Annotated in this window: 17 protein-coding genes; 9 read left to right on the top strand and 8 right to left on the bottom strand. The window is 71.4% G+C overall.

Annotation, left to right across the window (positions count from 1 at the left end; translation table 11 throughout):
• The first annotated feature begins 408 nt into the window (after nt 1-408).
• On the top strand, nt 409-1302 hold the full coding sequence (dapA, locus tag ABEG18_RS14200; RefSeq protein ID WP_406853702.1) for a 4-hydroxy-tetrahydrodipicolinate synthase: 894 nt from the start codon (nt 409-411) through the stop codon (nt 1300-1302).
• 16 nt (nt 1303-1318) lie between these two features.
• On the top strand, nt 1319-1795 hold the full coding sequence (gene smpB / locus ABEG18_RS14195) for an SsrA-binding protein SmpB (RefSeq protein WP_406853701.1): 477 nt from the start codon (nt 1319-1321) through the stop codon (nt 1793-1795).
• Between the two features lie 9 nt (nt 1796-1804).
• Here the strand turns inward: smpB and ABEG18_RS14190 are convergent, their stop codons facing one another.
• The gene (locus ABEG18_RS14190; protein WP_406853700.1) at nt 1805-4111 is read right to left on the bottom strand and encodes a hypothetical protein; all 2307 of its coding nucleotides are present in this window, start codon (nt 4109-4111) and stop codon (nt 1805-1807) included.
• Nucleotide 4112: 1 nt separating this feature from the next.
• The gene (gene ribA, locus ABEG18_RS14185; protein ID WP_406853699.1) at nt 4113-5228 is read right to left on the bottom strand and encodes a GTP cyclohydrolase II RibA; all 1116 of its coding nucleotides are present in this window, start codon (nt 5226-5228) and stop codon (nt 4113-4115) included.
• 124 nt (nt 5229-5352) lie between these two features.
• Between ribA and ABEG18_RS14180 the strand changes: the two genes are divergently transcribed.
• The gene (locus tag ABEG18_RS14180; RefSeq protein WP_406853698.1) at nt 5353-6120 is read left to right on the top strand and encodes a RibD family protein; all 768 of its coding nucleotides are present in this window, start codon (nt 5353-5355) and stop codon (nt 6118-6120) included.
• A complete protein-coding gene (locus tag ABEG18_RS14175; protein WP_406853697.1) occupies nt 6117-6659 on the top strand; it encodes a cytochrome b in 543 nt (180 codons plus the stop codon). The genes ABEG18_RS14180 and ABEG18_RS14175 overlap by 4 nt, the downstream gene beginning before the upstream one ends.
• Nucleotides 6660-6666: 7 nt before the next feature.
• Here ABEG18_RS14175 and ABEG18_RS14170 read toward each other — a convergent pair whose 3' ends face one another.
• Genes ABEG18_RS14170 through ABEG18_RS14155 form a run of 4 tightly spaced genes read right to left on the bottom strand, consistent with a single transcriptional unit; the run spans nt 6667 to nt 10005 of the window.
• Nucleotides 6667-7512 carry a class I SAM-dependent methyltransferase gene (locus ABEG18_RS14170; RefSeq protein ID WP_406853696.1) on the bottom strand — a complete coding sequence of 282 codons (846 nt, stop codon included), beginning with the start codon at nt 7510-7512 and terminating at the stop codon, nt 6667-6669.
• Nucleotides 7509-8582, bottom strand: coding sequence for a glycosyltransferase family 4 protein (locus ABEG18_RS14165; protein WP_406853695.1), 1074 nt, complete (start codon nt 8580-8582; stop codon nt 7509-7511). Before ABEG18_RS14165 ends, ABEG18_RS14170 begins: the two co-directional genes overlap by 4 nt.
• Entirely contained in the window at nt 8575-8982 is a 408-nt protein-coding gene (locus ABEG18_RS14160) for a 6-pyruvoyl trahydropterin synthase family protein (RefSeq protein WP_406853694.1), read from the bottom strand. Before ABEG18_RS14160 ends, ABEG18_RS14165 begins: the two co-directional genes overlap by 8 nt.
• 15 nt (nt 8983-8997) lie before the next feature.
• The gene (locus ABEG18_RS14155; protein ID WP_406853693.1) at nt 8998-10005 is read right to left on the bottom strand and encodes a zinc-binding alcohol dehydrogenase; all 1008 of its coding nucleotides are present in this window, start codon (nt 10003-10005) and stop codon (nt 8998-9000) included.
• A gap of 113 nt (nt 10006-10118) precedes the next feature.
• On the opposite strand from ABEG18_RS14155, the gene mdoH reads away from it, so the two are divergent.
• The 4 genes from mdoH to ABEG18_RS14135 are packed head-to-tail and all read left to right on the top strand — an operon-like array spanning nt 10119 to nt 14346.
• A complete protein-coding gene (mdoH, locus tag ABEG18_RS14150; protein WP_406853692.1) occupies nt 10119-11900 on the top strand; it encodes a glucans biosynthesis glucosyltransferase MdoH in 1782 nt (593 codons plus the stop codon).
• A complete protein-coding gene (locus tag ABEG18_RS14145) occupies nt 11897-12643 on the top strand; it encodes an FkbM family methyltransferase (protein ID WP_406853691.1) in 747 nt (248 codons plus the stop codon). The genes mdoH and ABEG18_RS14145 overlap by 4 nt, the downstream gene beginning before the upstream one ends.
• A 7-nt stretch (nt 12644-12650) precedes the next feature.
• A complete protein-coding gene (locus ABEG18_RS14140; protein ID WP_406853690.1) occupies nt 12651-13715 on the top strand; it encodes a hypothetical protein in 1065 nt (354 codons plus the stop codon).
• A 25-nt stretch (nt 13716-13740) separates the two neighbouring features.
• A complete protein-coding gene (locus ABEG18_RS14135) occupies nt 13741-14346 on the top strand; it encodes a peroxiredoxin (protein ID WP_406853689.1) in 606 nt (201 codons plus the stop codon).
• A gap of 3 nt (nt 14347-14349) precedes the next feature.
• Here ABEG18_RS14135 and ABEG18_RS14130 read toward each other — a convergent pair whose 3' ends face one another.
• A complete protein-coding gene (locus ABEG18_RS14130; RefSeq protein WP_406853688.1) occupies nt 14350-15045 on the bottom strand; it encodes a uracil-DNA glycosylase in 696 nt (231 codons plus the stop codon).
• A gap of 9 nt (nt 15046-15054) precedes the next feature.
• Complete coding sequence (locus tag ABEG18_RS14125; RefSeq protein ID WP_406853687.1) at nt 15055-15663, bottom strand: NYN domain-containing protein; 609 nt, start codon at nt 15661-15663, stop codon at nt 15055-15057.
• Between the two features lie 368 nt (nt 15664-16031).
• On the opposite strand from ABEG18_RS14125, the gene rpoZ reads away from it, so the two are divergent.
• Nucleotides 16032-16427 carry a DNA-directed RNA polymerase subunit omega gene (gene rpoZ, locus ABEG18_RS14120; RefSeq protein WP_406853686.1) on the top strand — a complete coding sequence of 132 codons (396 nt, stop codon included), beginning with the start codon at nt 16032-16034 and terminating at the stop codon, nt 16425-16427.
• Nucleotides 16428-16669: the final 242 nt, after the last annotated feature.

Here is a 16669-nt window from a genome sequence, read left to right as displayed (position 1 = left end):
CGGGTATCACCGCACAGGCGAACAAGGCGGCCGTCAGCCGCGCAGTCCGAGATCGGGCCATCGCATCACCTGCAAAAGCATGCCCCCGCCCCACTCTGGGCCGGTCTCGTTAGCGAATGGTGAACCAAAAGCCCGGGCCTGTGAAGCCGCCCGGGTCTGGCGACCATCTTCATGCTGTGACGGAGGACCGTGGCCAGAAGGCGGCGAAGCCCGTCGGCGACCGGCCCGATCCCGAGGCGAGCCGTCGGCAGGGCCGAGGCGGCGGCCGCGTCTGTTTCTCTTTTCCGGGACACGGCTTGCGGTTATGTGTGGGCCAGCGCAGGTCTCGCCGGCGCAAGCCTTTCGACACAAGATCATGCCAAGCGTGTCTGGCCGACGCGAAGCCGGACGGAAGAGGGAAACGCCCGAATGACCAAGAGCCGCTTGTTCCAGGGGTCCTACACGGCTCTGGTCACGCCCTTCCGCGACGGCAAGCTGGACGAGGCGGCGTTCCGCGCCCATGTCGACTGGCAGATCGAGAACGGCACGCACGGGCTCGTCCCGGTGGGCACCACGGGCGAGAGCCCGACCCTGTCCCACCAGGAGCACCGGCAGGTGGTGGAATGGTGCATCGCCCAGGCCCGCGGCCGCGTGCCGGTGATCGCCGGGGCCGGCTCCAACAACACCCAGGAGGCGATCGAACTCGCCCGCCACGCCGAGAAGGCCGGCGCCGACGCCGTGCTGGTGGTGACGCCCTACTACAACAAGCCCGGCCAGGAGGGGCTCTACCAGCACTACAAGGCGGTCAACGACGCCATCGGCATCCCGATCATCATCTACAACATCCCGCCGCGCTCGGTCATCGACATGTCGGTCGACACGATGAAGCGGCTCTACGAGCTCAAGAACATCTGCGGCGTGAAGGACGCGACCGCCAAGATCGACCGCGTGAGCCTGCAGCGGCAGGCGATGGGCCCGGATTTCGTGCAGCTCTCGGGCGAGGACGGCACGGCGCTCGGCTTCATGGCGCAGGGCGGCCATGGCTGCATCTCGGTGACGTCGAACGTGGCGCCCAAGCTGTGCTCTGACTTCCAGAAGGCGTGCATGGCGGGCGACTACGCCGCGGCCCTGACCATCCAGGACAGGCTGATGCCGCTGCACACCGCGCTCTTCCTTGAAACGAACCCGTCCGGTCCCAAATATGCGCTCTCCGCGCTGGGCCGCATGTTCGACGAGGTCAGGCTTCCGATGGTGCCGGTGAGCGAGCCGACGCGCGCCGCCATCCGTTCCGCCCTGACCCATGCCGGGCTGCTGAACGGCTGAAAAACGACAGGAAACCATGTCCAAATCGAAGGACGCGACCGAGTTCAAGATCGCAGCCGACAACCGCAAGGCGCGCTTCAACTATCATATCGGCGAGACCTTCGAGGCCGGCATCATGCTGACCGGCACGGAGGTCAAGTCGCTGCGCGGCGGCAAGGCGACCATCGGCGAAAGCTATGCGGGGGAGAAGAACGGCGAGATCTGGCTGGTCAACGCCTATATCCCGGAATACCTGGAGGCGAACCGCTTCAACCATACGCCCAAGCGCCCGCGCAAGCTCCTGCTCCACAAGCGCCAGGTGAACCGCCTGACCGCCGCTGTGCAGCGCGAGGGCATGACGCTGGTGCCGCTGAAGATCTATTTCAACGAGAAGGGCCGCGCCAAGGTCGAGCTCGCGCTCGCCAAGGGCAAGAACGTCGCCGACAAGCGCGAGACCGAGAAGAAGCGCGACTGGGACCGCGAGAAGGCCCGCGTCATGCGCGACAAGGGCTGAAGCGGCGGCTCAGCGCCAGCCCATGCGGCCCTTCAGTTCGTCCCAGGCGCCCTCGAGCGGGCGGAAGACGAAACGCACCTCGTGCGCGCCGGGCCCGACCGGGACAGCCCGAAAGATGACGTTGGCGCGCAGCAGCGGGGCGGGCTTTCCGTCCACCTCGGCATACCACCAGGGGTGCCAGCTGTCGTTCAGCACCACATAGCCGCCCGCCGGGGAGGAGGCTGAGACCGTCACCTGCGTGTTGGCGTAGCCCCGCAACGTGGCGGTGCCCGGCTGGTCGGCGTCAGGCCCTGGCGGGGCGGCCGGCCGCTCCAGCAGCACCATGCGGGCCGGGTCGAAATCCGCCGGCCAGGCGCCGGTCCGCAGCAGCGCCTCGAAGTCGGCCTGTCTCGCCTGCGTGGCGAAGAGCACCCGGGGGAGGGCGCGGGGATTCTCGTAGATCCGGCCGTCCGGCGTGCGGGCGATCTCGATCAGGTCGCCAGGCGCCAGGGTGGGATCGATCTCGGCCACGTCGCCGCGGGTGACGATGAAGCGCAAGCCCAGCATGTCGGCGAGCAGCGACCGGTAGGACGGCATCAACGGGGCGAAGCTGCGCTGGCTGGGCAGGGCGACGTGGTCCTGCGCCCCGGTGGCGCGGCTGTAATGGTCCAGGCGGATGGGGTTGTAGCCCAGCGTGTTGTCGAGCCCGTGCGTCATGCTGGCGTTGGGCCAATGGAAATCGACCCCGGCGAACTCGATCCTGTCGCGCCGGTCCGGCGCGGCGCCTTCGGCGAGCTTCGCCTTCAGCAGCGCGACGGTGGCGTTGCGGCTGTCGGGCCGCAGCACGTCGTAGGTCTCTGGCGGGAGGGCGGTGGATTCGTTCGGCCCGTTGCTCAAGGCGAGGTCGCCTGTGAGGACGGCGGCGAGCAGCGCGGCGGCCGCGAGGGGCCGGGCGGGCGAGAGCTGGGCCGCGGCCCAGAGCGCCGCCGCCGAGGCCGCCACGAGTGCGACCCCGAGCGCCAGAGACCCGGCTGCGGCCGCAAGGCGATCCTTGGCCATGGCGACCACGCCGCAGAGCAGGAACCCCGCAGCGACGAGGCCGGCGCCCGCGGCGAGGCGGCCCAGGGTCGCGGGGCGCAGCGTTCCGGCGAGGAGCCGGTGCACGCCGTAGCCGGCCAGCACCGCCGCGACGGCGCCGAGCGTGAAGGTCGCGTCGGCGGGCCGCCGGAACAGGTTGGAGCCCGGCAGGTGGTAGAGCAGCGCGAAGCCCGGCGTATAGCGCCCAAGCGCGTAGACGAGCAGGGCGCCGAACGCCGCCACGGCGAAGCGGATCTCGCGCGCCGCGAAGGCGCCCCGGGCGAGGCCGAGCGCCAGCAGGGCCAGGAGCGGGATCGCTCCCAAGTAGACGTCGCCCATGTTGCGCGCCAGATAGAGGTCCACCGGGCCCCAGGCGGGGCTGGGCGGCCCCCAGAAGTCGACGAGAGGGCCATCCGTGCCGAACAGGTTCGCCGCGAAGGCGGTGAGCAGGGAGGCGGGGTGGAGGGAGCCCTTGGCCGCGCCCTCGTAGTCGATGGCCGGTCGGTTGGAGTCGCCCGCCAGGAGCACCGTCATCAGCAGCGGCAGGCCGGCGGCCAGGACACCGCCCGCCACGCCGGCGCCGAGCGGAGCGAGGCTGGACCGGACCGCCGCGCGGACGTCGCCGGAGGCGGCCCAGAACCAGGCCACGACGCCGACCAGCAGCCAGGCGCCGAGCCAGGCGACCTGGTCGCGGCCGAGCACCATCATGCCGGCCACGAGGCCGGCCGAGAAGCCGTAGCCGGCGCTCCGGCGCGCCAGAGCCCGGTCGAGCAGCCACCACGCCACGGGCAGGTAGGAGAGGCTGAAGATCTGGCCCGTATGCTGGATCCGCCAGGCCGCCGACGCGCCGAAGGCGAAGGCGATCGCCGCCGTCACTGCGCCGCCCTGGCGCCAGCCGCGATCGCGGAAAATCAGCACGACGCCAAGCGCGCCGAAGGCCAGCATGCCGAAGGCCAGCGCGTCGGCCGCGCGCAGGCTCGGGGCCGGATCCAGCAGCGCGAGCAGCAGATGCGGGGGCGAGAAGATCAGCGACTGCGGGTCGGCGATCTGCGGCGAGCCCGCGAACACATAGGGGTTCCAGAACGGCGCCTCGCCGCGGTGGAGGCTGGTCGCTAGGAACGAGAGCTGGGCCTGGAAGTGGGCCTTCGCGTCCCACGGGATGGTGACCCGGCCCGACAGCCAGGGCCAGGACAGCGCCGTCCAGGCCGCCGCCACGATCAGCAGCACCGGGCCGAGCGGCCATCGCGCGGCGGGGGCCACGTCAGTCCTGGATGGGCAGGTGCGCGGCGAGATCGTCGAAATCGATGTAGTGGCCGGCGCGGTCGCGCTTCGACGCGAGATAGAGGACGTTCTCAGCCGTCTGCCGGCCATAGGCGCGGCGGTCCTCCACCACGTCGAGGCCGGCCCGCTGCAGGGCCGCGATCTTCAGGGGGTTGTTGGTGTAGACGGCGACCTGCGCGACGCCGAGCAGCTTCAGCATCTCGGCCGCGAAGTCGAAGCGCCGCTGGTCGAAGCCGAAGCCCAGCACCTCGTCGGCGTCATAGGTGTCCCAGCCCTGGCTCTGAAGCTGGTAGGCGCGCATCTTGTTGGCGATGCCGTTGCCGCGGCCTTCCTGGTCCAGATAGAGCAGCACGCCGCCGCCGTTCTCGGCCATGAAGCGCACCGTCCCGCGCAACTGGTCGCCGCAGTCACATTTCAGGCTTCCGAACAGGTCGCCGGTGAGGCAGGCCGAATGCAGCCTGACCGGAACCGGCTTGGCGAAGTCAGGCGTCCCGACGATGATGGCGACCTGGTCGCGCAGGCCCTCTCCGCCGCGGAAGACCACGAACTCGGTCTCGGGCGCGCCGTCCAGCGGCACCGGGGCGCGGCTGACGATCTTGATGGTCCGGGCGAGGCCGCGGCGGTAGCAGCGCACCGCCTCGGCTTCGACGCTGAGCAGCCCCGCGGGCGCGCTCCCGGCGTTCAGCGGCACGGCGATCACCGCCGGCAGCAGGAGCGACAGCGAAGCGAGCTCCAGCGCCACGGCGTCCAGGGGGCCGGCGGGGCCGACCGGCGCGTCGATGCGGGCGTCGATCTTGAGCGCCAGCGTCTCGACGCGGGCGAGGTCCACCGCCGGCAGCGCGATCATGCCGGGCGCGGCGCGCTCCACGCCGAGGCGGCGCAGGCGGGCGGGCGGCAGCACGAGATGGGCCGGGCCGAGCCGTCCCAGCGCGGACGCGAGGGCGGGTTCGAGCGCTTCCACGCCCGTGGCGACCAGGGCCTGGTGCCCGTCCACGATGACGATGGGGCGCCCGGCGCGGAACTCCGAAATGGCCCGTTCAACGCTGGCGTTTACTGGATCGCCGAAAAGCGATTCGACGTCGGTCCGGCTATCCATGACTCTTCCGCGAACCTTTCCGACCCGTCTCGTCCTAGACGCGTTCCCGCCATAGGTTAGGCTTCGCGTCCGAGCTTTCAAGCGGTTGCGCCCATGGCGCAACCGGCCCGAGGTGACACCGCCGATGCCTGACCCCGATTCACACGCTTCCTTCGGGAAAATCAACCCGGACGGAGATCACGGTCAGGAGAACGAGCGGGACGCGCTTCTCGGCCCCCTCCGAAGCGCCCCTCGGGGGCGGGCCTTCGTCGTCGCGCAGCTCGGCCAGTCTCTCGACGGGCGGATCGCGACGGTGTCGGGGGAATCCCGCTACATCAACGGGCGGGACGCGCTGGACCACCTGCACCGCATCCGGGCGCATGTGGACGCCGTGGTGGTGGGCGTCGGGACGGTGCTGGCGGACGACCCCCAACTGACCGTGCGCCGCTGCGCCGGCGCCAGCCCCGCCCGCGTGGTGATCGACCCCGATGGCCGCCTGCCGGCAGGCATGCGCTGCATGGGCCAGGACGGCCCCCGGCGCATCCTGGTCCGCCGCCGCGCCGGTCCGACGCCGCCGGGCGCCGAAGAGATCGTGATCCCCTGCGAAGGCCCGATTCCGCCCCGCCAAATCGTGGATGCGCTGTTCAGTCGCGGGCTGGGCCGGATGCTGATCGAGGGCGGAGCGCGCACCATCTCGCACTTCATCGACTCCGGGTGCGTCGACAGGCTGCATGTGCTCGTGGCGCCACTCATCATCGGGTCGGGGCGCACGGGGCTGGAGCTCAGGCCGGAGCCGGACCTGACGCGGGCGCTGCGTCCGCCGGCCCGGGTGCACCTGTTCGGCGACGGCGACGTGTTGTTCGATTGCGACCTGGCCGCGCTGCGGTCCGTCGCGGGGGAGGGCGGACCATGAGGAACGCGCGGGAGGCCGGCTATTCCACACCCGCCCGGTGGCTGCACTGGCTGACGGCGCTATGCGTCTTCATCCTCGTCCCGGTGGCGGTGGCGATGACCAATCTGGGCGAGGGAGCGCTGACCAACGCGCTTTACGAGATCCACAAGTCGGTCGGCGTGATCGCCTTCGCGATCGTGGTCGTGCGGCTCGCCTACCGCCTCCTGCGGGGCGCGCCGCCGTCCGAATCCGGGCTGACGCCCTTCGAGCGCGTGGTCTCGCGCTGGACGCACCGGGCCCTCTACGCGATCGTCTTCGTCATGCCGATCCTGGGCTATGCGGGCACGTCCATGTGCTGCGCGCCCATCAATCTGTTCTGGACGATCCCCATCCCCATCACGGTCACGGGAAGCGAGGAGGCGACCAAGCGCATCCTTTCGATCCACCAGGCGCTCGGCTTCGCGCTCACCGGGCTGGTGGCGCTGCACATCGCCGGAGCGTCGTATCACGCCCTCATCAAGCGCGACGGCGTGCTGCGGCGGATGCTGCCCAGCGCCTGACGGAGCGTCAGCGCGGGGGCGTGGCGAAGAGGTCCTGGTGGCCGACGAGCACGCGGCTCGCGCCCCCCCGCGCCTGCGCCCAGCCCTGCGCCTCCTCGGGCGTCAGGTCGCCCGTCTCGACCGCCGCCTGGGCGATCCCGGCTGCGAGTTCGCCGATCAGCTCGGACTGCTGCGGCCCCAGCACCCAGGCGCTGTCGGCCGTCGCGACGGCGTAGCCGGCCCGCTCGAACGCGGCCGCGAGGGCTGCGACGGAACCCGGGCCGGCGGCCGGGCCGAATCCCTTGTCGCGCCCCTGGTGCCGATGGAACGCGGCCAGGATCCGCTCGTCCAGCAGGTGCCCGGGGCGCCAGATCTCCCGTCCGTCATAGGTCAGCACGGCGTAGAGGGGCGCGCCGCAGGCGGCCAGATCGCGGGCGAAGCCCTCCATCCAGGACGCCGAGACGAGGTCGAACAGCGCCGCCGCCGTGACGAGGTCCGGGGTCGGCGACAGCAGCGCGGCGACGCCGGACCTCAGGTCGGCCTGCTCGAAGGCGACCCGGATGTGCTTCTCGCCCTTCTGCAGGTGCAGGTCGCCGCCGGACTTTCGCTCCGAGGCGTCGGCCCAGCTCTCCAGCCGGTCGCGGGCGGCGTCGAGCAGCGCGGCGTCGTGGTCGACGAGGCGCCAGAACTGGTGATCGGGCAGCGCCGGCGCGAGGGCCCGCAGGTTCGACCCCGAGCCGCAGCCGAGATCCAGCACCATGGCGTTGTCGCGCTCGCCGAGCCGGCCGGCGACGAGGTCCTCGATCTCCGGGTCGCGCGCGTCGTGGTCGGCCGGCTCGCGCAGGGCGAGCCAGGATGGGTTGAAGCCGCTCATGAGGCGCGTCTCCCGGCCTGAGGGGGCGCGGCGCGGCGCAGCGCGCCGGCGACCGCAGCGGCGGCGTCCCGCCAGCGCGGCAGGGCCTGGCCGGCCGCCCAGGAGGCGTCCGCGCAACGGCTGCGGCGGGCGGGGTCGTCCAGCAAGGCTGCGAGAGCCTCGCGCAGGGCGGCGGCGTCGCCTGGCGCGACCTTGAGGCCCGCCCCGTCCGGGACCGTATCGGCCGCCGCGCCGCCCGTGGTGGACACGATCGGCAGGCCGCGCGCGAGGGCTTCGGCGAGGGCCATGCCATAGCCCTCATACAGGGCGGGATGGACGAGGAGGTCGGCGCCCGCGAAGGCGGCGTCCAGCTCGGCGGCGCTCACGGCGCCGTCCAGCGCGACGCGGTCCGAGAGGCCCGCGTCTTGGATCAGCGACGTCACCCGCGCCGTTTCGTCAGGGTCGCGGTCCGTCGCGCCGACGATGCGGGCTGTCCAGGGGCGGTCCCGCAGACCGGCGAGCGCCTCGACCAGCACGCCGTAGGCCTTGCGGGGCGACACGGCGCCGACGCTGAGCAGGACGGGCGTCCGCGATCCCGAGCCGGGCGCGCGTGGCGCCGGGTCGGCGCCGGGCTCGGCGATGGTCAGCGCCTCGGGCGCGACGCCGTACTCCTCCACCAGCAGCCGGCCGGTGGCCCGGCTGGTGGCGATCACGCCGGCCGCCCGGGCGAGGGCGGCGCGTTCGCTGCTGAAGAGCGCGCGGCGGCGGCGCTCGGGCATGCCCGCCTCCATGGCCAGCGGGTGGTGGACGAGCGCCACGATCGGGCGGAACACGCTGTTGAGCACCAGCTCGGTCATCGAGCCGTAGGCGAGGCCGTCGATCAGCAGCACGGCGTCCTCCGGCGTGCCCTGCAGCAGACCCTGCGTCTCGGCGAGGTCCGCCACCGAGGCCCACGGAAACGAGCCGGGCAGCGCCAGATGGCGCACGGCCACGCCCTCGCCGGGCAGAAGCTCCAGGATGCGACGGTCATAGGCGTAGCCGCCCGTCGGCGCCTGGATGTCTCCCGGGATGGCGAAAACGACCTCAGGCACGGGCGACCGGCCCCTCGAACCAGGCCCGCGCCACATGGGATTCGTGCAGCTGGACGCGGATCTTGACGATGCCGTCCGACCCGGGGCCGAGGTCGCCCGCCCGGCAGGCCTGCGCCATGCGGTCGAAGATGTGGCGCGACAGGAACTCCGTCGTGGTCTGCTGGCCGGCGAATTCCGGGACCTCGTCGAGGTTGCGGTAGTTGAGCGGACCCAGCACGGCCTTCAGCGCGTCATGCGCCCGGCCGATGTCGACCACCACGTTCTCCGGCGTCAGGCTGTCGCGGAAAAAGGCGACGTCGACGACGAAGGTCGCGCCGTGGAGGCGCTGGGCGGGGCCGAACAGCTCGCCCTGAAAGCTGTGCGCGATCATGATGTGATCGCGGACCTCGACGGCGTACATGCGGGACTTCTCCGGTCAGTAGCGGATGGCGGTGGCGAGGCCGGGGGCGCCCGGGGCCAGGATACGCGCGAGCGCGGCGGGCAGATCGGCGAAAGCGACCTCTTCGGTGATCAGGGCGTCAAGCCGGTCGTCCCGCAAGAGGTCGAGCGCCGCCGCGAGCCGGCGGGCGTGGGTCCAGCGCGGCCGCCGCGAGGGCGACACGGCGCCGACCTGGGAGGAGACCAGCTTCAGCCGGCGGCTGTGGAACGCCCCGCCGAGGGGCGCCGGCACGTCGCCTTCGCCATACCAGCTCATCTCGACGACGCAGGCCTCGGTCCCGGCGCAGGCGAGCGCGGTCGCGAGGCCGGCGGGCGAGGCGCTGACATGGAAGGCCACGTCGGCGTCCCGGGGGGCGTCCCGCGGAAGCGCGAAACTCGCGCCGAGCCGCCGCGCCATCTCGGCGCGGGCCGGCTCGACGTCGACGACGGTGACCTCGGCGCGGGGCAGCCCCGCCGCCAGCGCGGCGACCAGCAGGCCCACGAGGCCGCCGCCGACGACGACGATCCGGTCGGCCGGCCCGGCGCCCGAATCCCACAGCGCGTTGAGCGCCGTCTCCATGTTGGCGGCCAGGATGGCCCGGCGCGCCGGAACGCCGTCCGGCAGGGGAGCCAGCATCGAGACGGGCGCGACGAACCGGTCCTGGTGCGGATGCAGCGCGAAGACCTCGCGGCCCAGGAGGTCGTCCGGGCCGTCCTCGACCACCCCCACGGCGCAATAGCCGTATTTCACCGGGAACGGGAACTCTCCCTCCTGCAGGGGCGCGCGCATCCGGCCATGCTCGCCGACCGGCACCTTGCCGGCCGCGACCAGCCGCTCGGTGCCGCGGCTGACGCCCGACCAGAGGGTCCGCACCGTCGCCTGGGCGGCGGGATCCTGGGGCAAACGCAGAGGCGACGCGCGCAATTCCGCCCGGCCGGGGGCGACGCACCACAGCGCCGTCGCAAGCGGCTCGCGAGCTTTTGACGGCTCTGCGTCAAAACTCACCAGACTTACCCCCTTGTCGACGGACGGGCTTTGACGTCATCTGCCGGACATTCCTTCCCACTGCGTCCGGGCGCGATGCTCGGCGATCCCGCCGCGCTCACCTCACGGACCGCATGTCATCGACCACTCCCACGGGCTCGCAGTCAACCCGCGATCTGGCGGCGCGCCGCCAGATCGTCGCCGTTCTCAACCTCGCCACCTTCGCGGCGCTCGGCCTGGCGCTGGCGAGCGTTCTCGGCGCGGGCGGCTGGACGGTCGTCGACGTCCTGATGATGCTGTGCTTCGTCATGGCCGCGCCGTGGAGCGTGCTGGGATTCTGGAACGCCGTCATCGGCCTGTGGCTGCTGCATGGCCGGCGAGACGGCCTCGCCGAGACGTCGCCCTTCGCCTATGTGGGCGAGGCTGACGAGCCGCTGCGGGCGACCACCGCCGTTCTGTTGACGCTGCGCAACGAGGATCCGGCCCGCGCCTTCCGCCGGCTCGCCATCGTGAAGGCCAGCCTCGACGCGACCGGGGAGGGCGCCCATTTCTCCTATTTCGTGCTCAGCGACACCGACCGGCCGGACGTGGCCGCCGCCGAGGAGCGGAACTTCGCCGCCTGGCGGGCGCAGTCCGACACGCCGCACCGCCTGCATTACCGCCGCCGGGAGACGAACGAGGGCTACAAGGCCGGCAACCTGCGCGACTTCTGCCGGCGCTGGGGCGGCGACTTCGATTTCATGCTGCCGCTGGACGCCGACAGCCTGATGTCGGGCGAGAGCATCGTGAAGCTCGCGCGCATCATGCAGGCCTATTCGCGGCTGGGCATCCTGCAGAGCCTCGTCGTCGGGCTGCCGGCGCGCAGCGGCTTCGCCCGGCTGTTCCAGTTCGGGATGCGCCAGGGCATGCGGCCCTACACGATGGGCTCGGCCTGGTGGGCGGGGGATTGCGGACCCTTCTGGGGCCACAACGCGCTGGTGCGCATCGCCCCCTTCATCGATCATTGCGACCTGCCGACGCTGCCCGGCAAGCCGCCCCTGGGCGGGGCCATCCTGTCGCACGACCAGGTTGAGGCGGCGCTCATGCGCCGCGCCGGCTACGAGGTCCGCGTCATCCCCGTGGAAGGCGGCAGCTGGGAGGAGAACCCGCCCACCGTGCTGGAATTCACCCGCCGCGACCTGCGCTGGTGCCAGGGCAACATGCAGTATGGCCGGCTGATCGGCCTGCCGGGACTGCGCGCCATGAGCCGTTTCCAGCTCGCCTGGGCGATGCTGATGTTCCTCGGGATTCCGGCCTTCACGCTGATGTTCGCGCTCGCGGCGGTGAAGCCGCTGGAGACGGCGGATCTCGCCCCGGGCTACCCGACGGGGACCGCCATCGCGGTCTATCTGGCGTTCCTGGGAATGTATCTGTCGCCCAAGCTGGCGGGCTGCGTCGACGTGCTGCTGACGCCCGGCGCGGCGGCGCGCTATGGCGGCGCGGGCCGCTTCATGCTGGGCGTCGGCGCGGAGCTCGTCTTCTCCTTCCTGCTCGGCGCCGTGACGACCCTGCGGGTGAGCCTGTTCATGGTCGGGCTCCTGTTCGGCAAGTCGGTGGGCTGGAACAGCCAGGAGCGCGACGCGCACCGCCTGTCCTGGGGCTCCGCGGTCCGCGGGCTGTGGCCGCAGACGCTGTTCGGCTCCGCCGTGATCGTCATGCTGGCGCTGCATGCGCCGCTGGCGCTGCTGCTGGGCCTGCCGCTGCTGGCGGGCTTCCCGCTCGCCATTCCGTTCGCGGTGCTCACCGCCGATCCGCGCTTCGGCGCGTGGCTGGCCGCCCGGGGCGTGGGCTCCATCCCGGAGGACATCGCGCCGCCGGCCGAGATCCTGGCGCTCGGGGCGGTCGCCGCCGCCGAGCCCGCCCGCGAGGCGGCGTGAGCCTGTTCGGCCCCTGGGCCGGGCTGTGGCGCTCCATCCGGGTCTATCATCTCGACCGGGCCCATCACCGCGCCATGGACGCGCTCTATGCGCGCTTCGTCCGCCCGGGAGACCTCGTCTTCGACATCGGCGCCCATGTGGGGGACCGCGTCTCCAGCTTCCGCCGCCTCGGCGCGCGGGTGGTGGCGCTGGAGCCGCAGCGCGGACCGGCCGCCGTGATCGGCCTGCTGCACGGCCTCGACCGGGAGGTGACGATCCTGCGCGCCGCCGCCGGCGCCGCCGAGGGCTCGCTGACGCTGCAGGTCAACAGCCGCAACCCGACCGTCACCACCGCCTCGGCCGACTTCGTCCGCTCCGCGGCGGGCGCGCCGGGCTGGGACGGCCAGGTCTGGGACGCCTCCGTGACCGTCCCGATGGTGACGCTGGACGGCCTGAGGGCGCGGTTCGGGGAGCCGGCCTTCGTCAAGATCGACGTGGAGGGCTTCGAGGACGAGGTTCTGCGCGGCGCGGTCCGGCCGCTTCGGGCGCTGTCCTTCGAGTTCACCACCATCCAGCGCGACGTGGCGCATCGCGCCCTGGACCGGCTGTCGGCGCTCGGCCTCTACCGGTTCAACGTGGCGCTGGGCGAGACCCAGACGCTGGCGCTGGCCGCCGACGTGACCGGCCCGGAGATGTCGGCCTTCATCGACGGCTTGCCAGCGCAGGCCAATTCGGGCGACGTCTATGCGGTCCTGAACGGATGAGCCGGGCATGTCGCTCCGGCCCGGGGCCGCACGCAAGGGAGGCGTTTCGCGCATGGGGCTGATCACCCGCCGTTCCTGCCTGGCGGGCGGCATGGCCGGGCTCGCCGCCGGCCTGCTGCCGCGCGGAGCCTTCCCGACCACGGCCGCCGCCGCCGAGCTCGCGGTGCGGGTGAGCAATCTCAGCGAGCCCGTGCTCTGCGCCGAGAAGGACAATGTCGACCTGCGCTTCGCCTCGCCGCAGGTGCGCGGCATGCGGATCCACGCCGTCCACCCCGCCTATATCGGCGCGCTGACGGCCGACCGCTGGGCCCCCGACTTCACCAGCTGCGACATGTCCTCCGACCCGTCCTTCGCCGCCCAGGCGCGCCGCGTCACCTTCTGGGAGAGCACGGAATTCTGGCTGACCGGCTACACCTATCCGTCCTTCTGGCGTCCCGCCGCGACGCCGTTCCGCGTCGGCGACCGGGTCGAGCACGGGCTGCACGTCGTGCAGCTCTGGATGCTGCACCAGGAGCGCGCGGAGGAGATCCTCGTCGTCTATCCGCCCGACGGCTACTGGCGCGCCCGGCCGCTGCCGCCCGCCCATATGCGCTGGAGCGCCTATGGCAGCTCCTTCCTGGTCGGCCCGGTGGAGGTGCAGGAGCGGCCGATCGTGGCGCTGCGCGAGATCGCCTTCGATCCGTCGACGCGCAGCTTCACGCTCTCTTTCGCCCAGGGCGGGTCCGCCACGCTGCGGCTGGACACGATCGATCCCGATCGCCAGATCCTCGATGTCGGCTTCGACGGGCCGATGCCCGGCGGCGCGCCGTTCGCCGCGCTGCGCTCGATGTATGCGACGAGCTTCAACTGCGACGTGGCGCGGACGGCGTGGCGCGCTCCCGGCGCCGCCGCCTGGGGCGAGAGCCCGATCATGGACTGGAAGGGCGGGGACGCCACCGAGGTCTGGGCGGGACGGCTGACGCCGTCGCGGCACAACACGAGCGCGCCCGACATGGTCTTCGGGAGCTTCAGCGCCGTCCGGCCCGAGCCGCCCGCGGCCGCGTCGGACGCCAAGACGCCCCGCAAGGGGTGAAACGCAGGACAGGCGGGAGAGAACCATGAGCTCATCGCAACCGGGCGACGCCGCCGCCGCAGCGGCGCAGACGCCCTCCCACGACGTGCTGCCCGCCGATCTGCCGGTTCCGGTCAACGACGGGGCGACCGACCACCTGCGCGCCATGCAGCTTCCGCAGATCGCGTTGCCGAGCACGTCCGGCGGCGCCGTCTCGCTCGGCGGCCTGAACGGCCTGACCGTGGTCTACGCCTATCCGCGCACCGGCGAGCCGGGCAAGCCCTCGCCGGACGGGTGGGACGCCATCCCGGGCGCACGGGGCTGCACGCCCCAGTCCTGCTCTTTCCGGGATCATTTCGCGGAGCTGCGCGGACTTGGCGTCGACCACGTGTTCGGACTGTCGACGCAGACGACCGACTACCAGAGCGAGATGGCCGAGCGGCTGCACCTGCCTTTCGCCATCCTGTCCGACCACGCCTTCACGCTGACCGACGCCATCCGCCTGCCGACCTTCGAGGCCGGCGGCATGCGTCTCCTCAAGCGCTTCACGCTCGTGATCGACAATGGGCGGGTGGCCCACGTGTTCTATCCGGTGTTCCCGCCCGACCGCAGCGCGCAGGACGTGGTCGACTGGCTGAAGGCGCGGGCCTGAGGCTCAGCCCTCCTGGTCCAGGAAGGCGCGGACGCCCGCGAAGACCTCGCGGAACATCTCCGGCGTGAGACGCCGTGTGGAGGTGTTGTAGCGGGAGCAGTGATAGCTGTCGAACAGCGCGACGCCGCCGCCCATCTCGTGCCGCGCGTTGTGAGCGAAGCGGTGGTCGTCCTGGCGGCGGGCCAGCGCGCGCAGCGTCGATTCGTGGGCGATTCGGCCGAGCGCCACCACGGCGCGCAGGCGCGGCAGCGCGTCGAGCGTCCCGGTCAGGAAGGGTCGGCAGGCGGCGATCTCGGCGCCGACCGGCTTGTTCTCGGGAGGCACGCAGCGCACCGCATTGGTGAGGCAGCAGTCCACGAGCCTGAGCCCGTCGTCCGGGCTCGCCCGGTAGATCCCCTCGGCGAAGCCGAAGGCGAGCAGCGTCTCGTAGAGGAGGTCGCCGGCGAAGTCGCCCGTGAAAGGCCGGCCGGTGCGGTTGGCCCCGCGCAGCCCCGGCGCGAGCCCGACGACCAGGAGCCGCGCGTTCGGATCGCCGAAGGACGGAACGGGCCCGTTCCACCATCCTGGCTCGCGAGACCTGGCGGCCTGCCTGAAGGCGACGAGCCGCGGACAGATCGGGCAGTCCCGGTCAGGATCGTGCCGGTGAAACGAAGAACCCCCGGCGCCGTGAGGGCCGGGGGCTGAAAGCGGAGAGGCCATAAGGCCTGATTACACGTCCTGGCTCGGATCGTCGATGGCGCCCGGATCGCGATGCGGGCGGCGCTCGAAGGTCCGGGCGGGGCGCTCGGCGCGCTCGGAGGGATCGCGCCCGATCTTGGGAACCAAAGTGACGATGTCGATGAACTCGTCGGCCTGCCGGCGCAGCTCGTCGGCGACCATCGGGGGCTGGGAGGTGATCGTCGAGACCACCGACACGCGCACGCCCCGGCGCTGCATCGCCTCGACCAGCGACCGGAAGTCGCCATCGCCGGAGAACAGCACCATGTGGTTGATGTAGGGCGCGAGCTCGAGCGCGTCGATCGCGAGCTCGATGTCCATGTTGCCCTTGACCTTGCGGCGCCCGGTGGAGTCCACGAACTCCTTGGTCGGCTTCGTGACGACGCGGTAGCCGTTGTAATCGAGCCAGTCGATCAGCGGCCGGATGGAGGAGTACTCCTGGTCTTCGATCAGGGCCGTGTAATAGAAGGCGCGGACCAGATACCCACGGGTGTGGAATTCCTTCAGAAGCCGCTTGTAGTCGATGTCAAAACCCAGCGCCTTGGCGGTCGCATAGAGATTGGCGCCATCGATAAAAAGTGCCGTGCGCTCAGTCTGCATGATGTTTCCCAAATATCCGGCGGCCATCGGCTGTCGACACCCAAATCGCGCGCGGCCTCGATGTCACTTTCTCCGCAGCGCCTGCAAGGTCGCCGTCAGGATCATCGAAAAGCGCAAAAAATGCGTAAGCCTATGGCTGTTCAACCATTAGTTGCGCATTTTAGAGATGGGCGGGATCAGCAAGTCAAGCCGCAACCGGAACGATCTATAGATATGGCAAACGGGGGGGATTTGCCGGACATGGATGAGTGACGCAGAATCCCGCGACGGGCTTCGCTTGCGCGAGCCGCCGCAAGAGTGTATCAGCCGACGCTCCGCTTCAAGCGCTGTTTCACCTCTGGCCCACCTTCAGGCCCCACGGAGCGTTCATGGCTCGCGTCACCGTCGAAGACTGCATCGACAAGGTCGATAACCGATTCGAACTCGTCCTGCTCGCCAGCCACCGGGCCCGGATGATCTCGTCCGGCTCGCCCCTGACGGTGGACCGCGACCGGGACAAGAACCCCGTCGTGGCGCTGCGCGAGATCGCCGACACCACCATCTCGCCCGAGGATCTCCAGGAGGACCTCATCCACTCGCTGCAGAAGCATGTGGACGTGGACGAGCCGGAGCCTGAGTCGGTGCCGATGATCGGCGCGTCCGCGGACGCCGGCGGCGGCGGCGAGGATGCGGCCGTCGAGTTCGACCGCATGACCGAGGAAGACCTGCTGCGCGGCCTCGAGGGCCTCGTTCCCCCGGCCGAGACCGACGACGAAGGCGAGTGAATCGCCCTTCTTCCAACCTTTAGTTGCAAAGCCCGGCCCTCGCGCCGGGCTTTTTTGCGTCCGCGGTGCGGCCCCGCTCCCCGGGCCCAGGCGCCGGCTGGGCGCATAGCGGCCTTGTGTCACGTTTTCAGATGCTTAGGTCGGCGACGTGTTGCGGAGGCCGCTGCGGGCCCCGATACTAAGCGCGTGGGACGCCGCGCGTCGCGCCGGATCGCGGATTCGGCCGGGCGCGAAGCGTCGAG

It is taken from the genome of Alsobacter sp. KACC 23698, assembly GCF_045348435.1.
Classification (GTDB): Bacteria; Pseudomonadota; Alphaproteobacteria; order Rhizobiales; family Beijerinckiaceae; genus Alsobacter.
Note: the sequence above shows the minus strand (reverse complement) of the source record. Positions and strands in the feature narration are given on the sequence as shown.

Coding starts and splice junctions, on each gene's coding strand:
- dapA (WP_406853702.1), top strand. CDS start 409: ATGACCAAGAGCCGCTTGTTCCAGGGGTCCTACACGGCTCTGGTCACG.
- smpB (WP_406853701.1), top strand. CDS start 1,319: ATGTCCAAATCGAAGGACGCGACCGAGTTCAAGATCGCAGCCGACAAC.
- ribA (WP_406853699.1), bottom strand. CDS start 5,228: ATGGATAGCCGGACCGACGTCGAATCGCTTTTCGGCGATCCAGTAAAC.
- ABEG18_RS14180 (WP_406853698.1), top strand. CDS start 5,353: ATGCCTGACCCCGATTCACACGCTTCCTTCGGGAAAATCAACCCGGAC.
- ABEG18_RS14175 (WP_406853697.1), top strand. CDS start 6,117: ATGAGGAACGCGCGGGAGGCCGGCTATTCCACACCCGCCCGGTGGCTG.
- ABEG18_RS14170 (WP_406853696.1), bottom strand. CDS start 7,512: ATGAGCGGCTTCAACCCATCCTGGCTCGCCCTGCGCGAGCCGGCCGAC.
- ABEG18_RS14160 (WP_406853694.1), bottom strand. CDS start 8,982: ATGTACGCCGTCGAGGTCCGCGATCACATCATGATCGCGCACAGCTTT.
- mdoH (WP_406853692.1), top strand. CDS start 10,119: ATGTCATCGACCACTCCCACGGGCTCGCAGTCAACCCGCGATCTGGCG.
- ABEG18_RS14140 (WP_406853690.1), top strand. CDS start 12,651: ATGTCGCTCCGGCCCGGGGCCGCACGCAAGGGAGGCGTTTCGCGCATG.
- ABEG18_RS14135 (WP_406853689.1), top strand. CDS start 13,741: ATGAGCTCATCGCAACCGGGCGACGCCGCCGCCGCAGCGGCGCAGACG.
- ABEG18_RS14130 (WP_406853688.1), bottom strand. CDS start 15,045: ATGGCCTCTCCGCTTTCAGCCCCCGGCCCTCACGGCGCCGGGGGTTCT.
- ABEG18_RS14125 (WP_406853687.1), bottom strand. CDS start 15,663: ATGCAGACTGAGCGCACGGCACTTTTTATCGATGGCGCCAATCTCTAT.
- rpoZ (WP_406853686.1), top strand. CDS start 16,032: ATGGCTCGCGTCACCGTCGAAGACTGCATCGACAAGGTCGATAACCGA.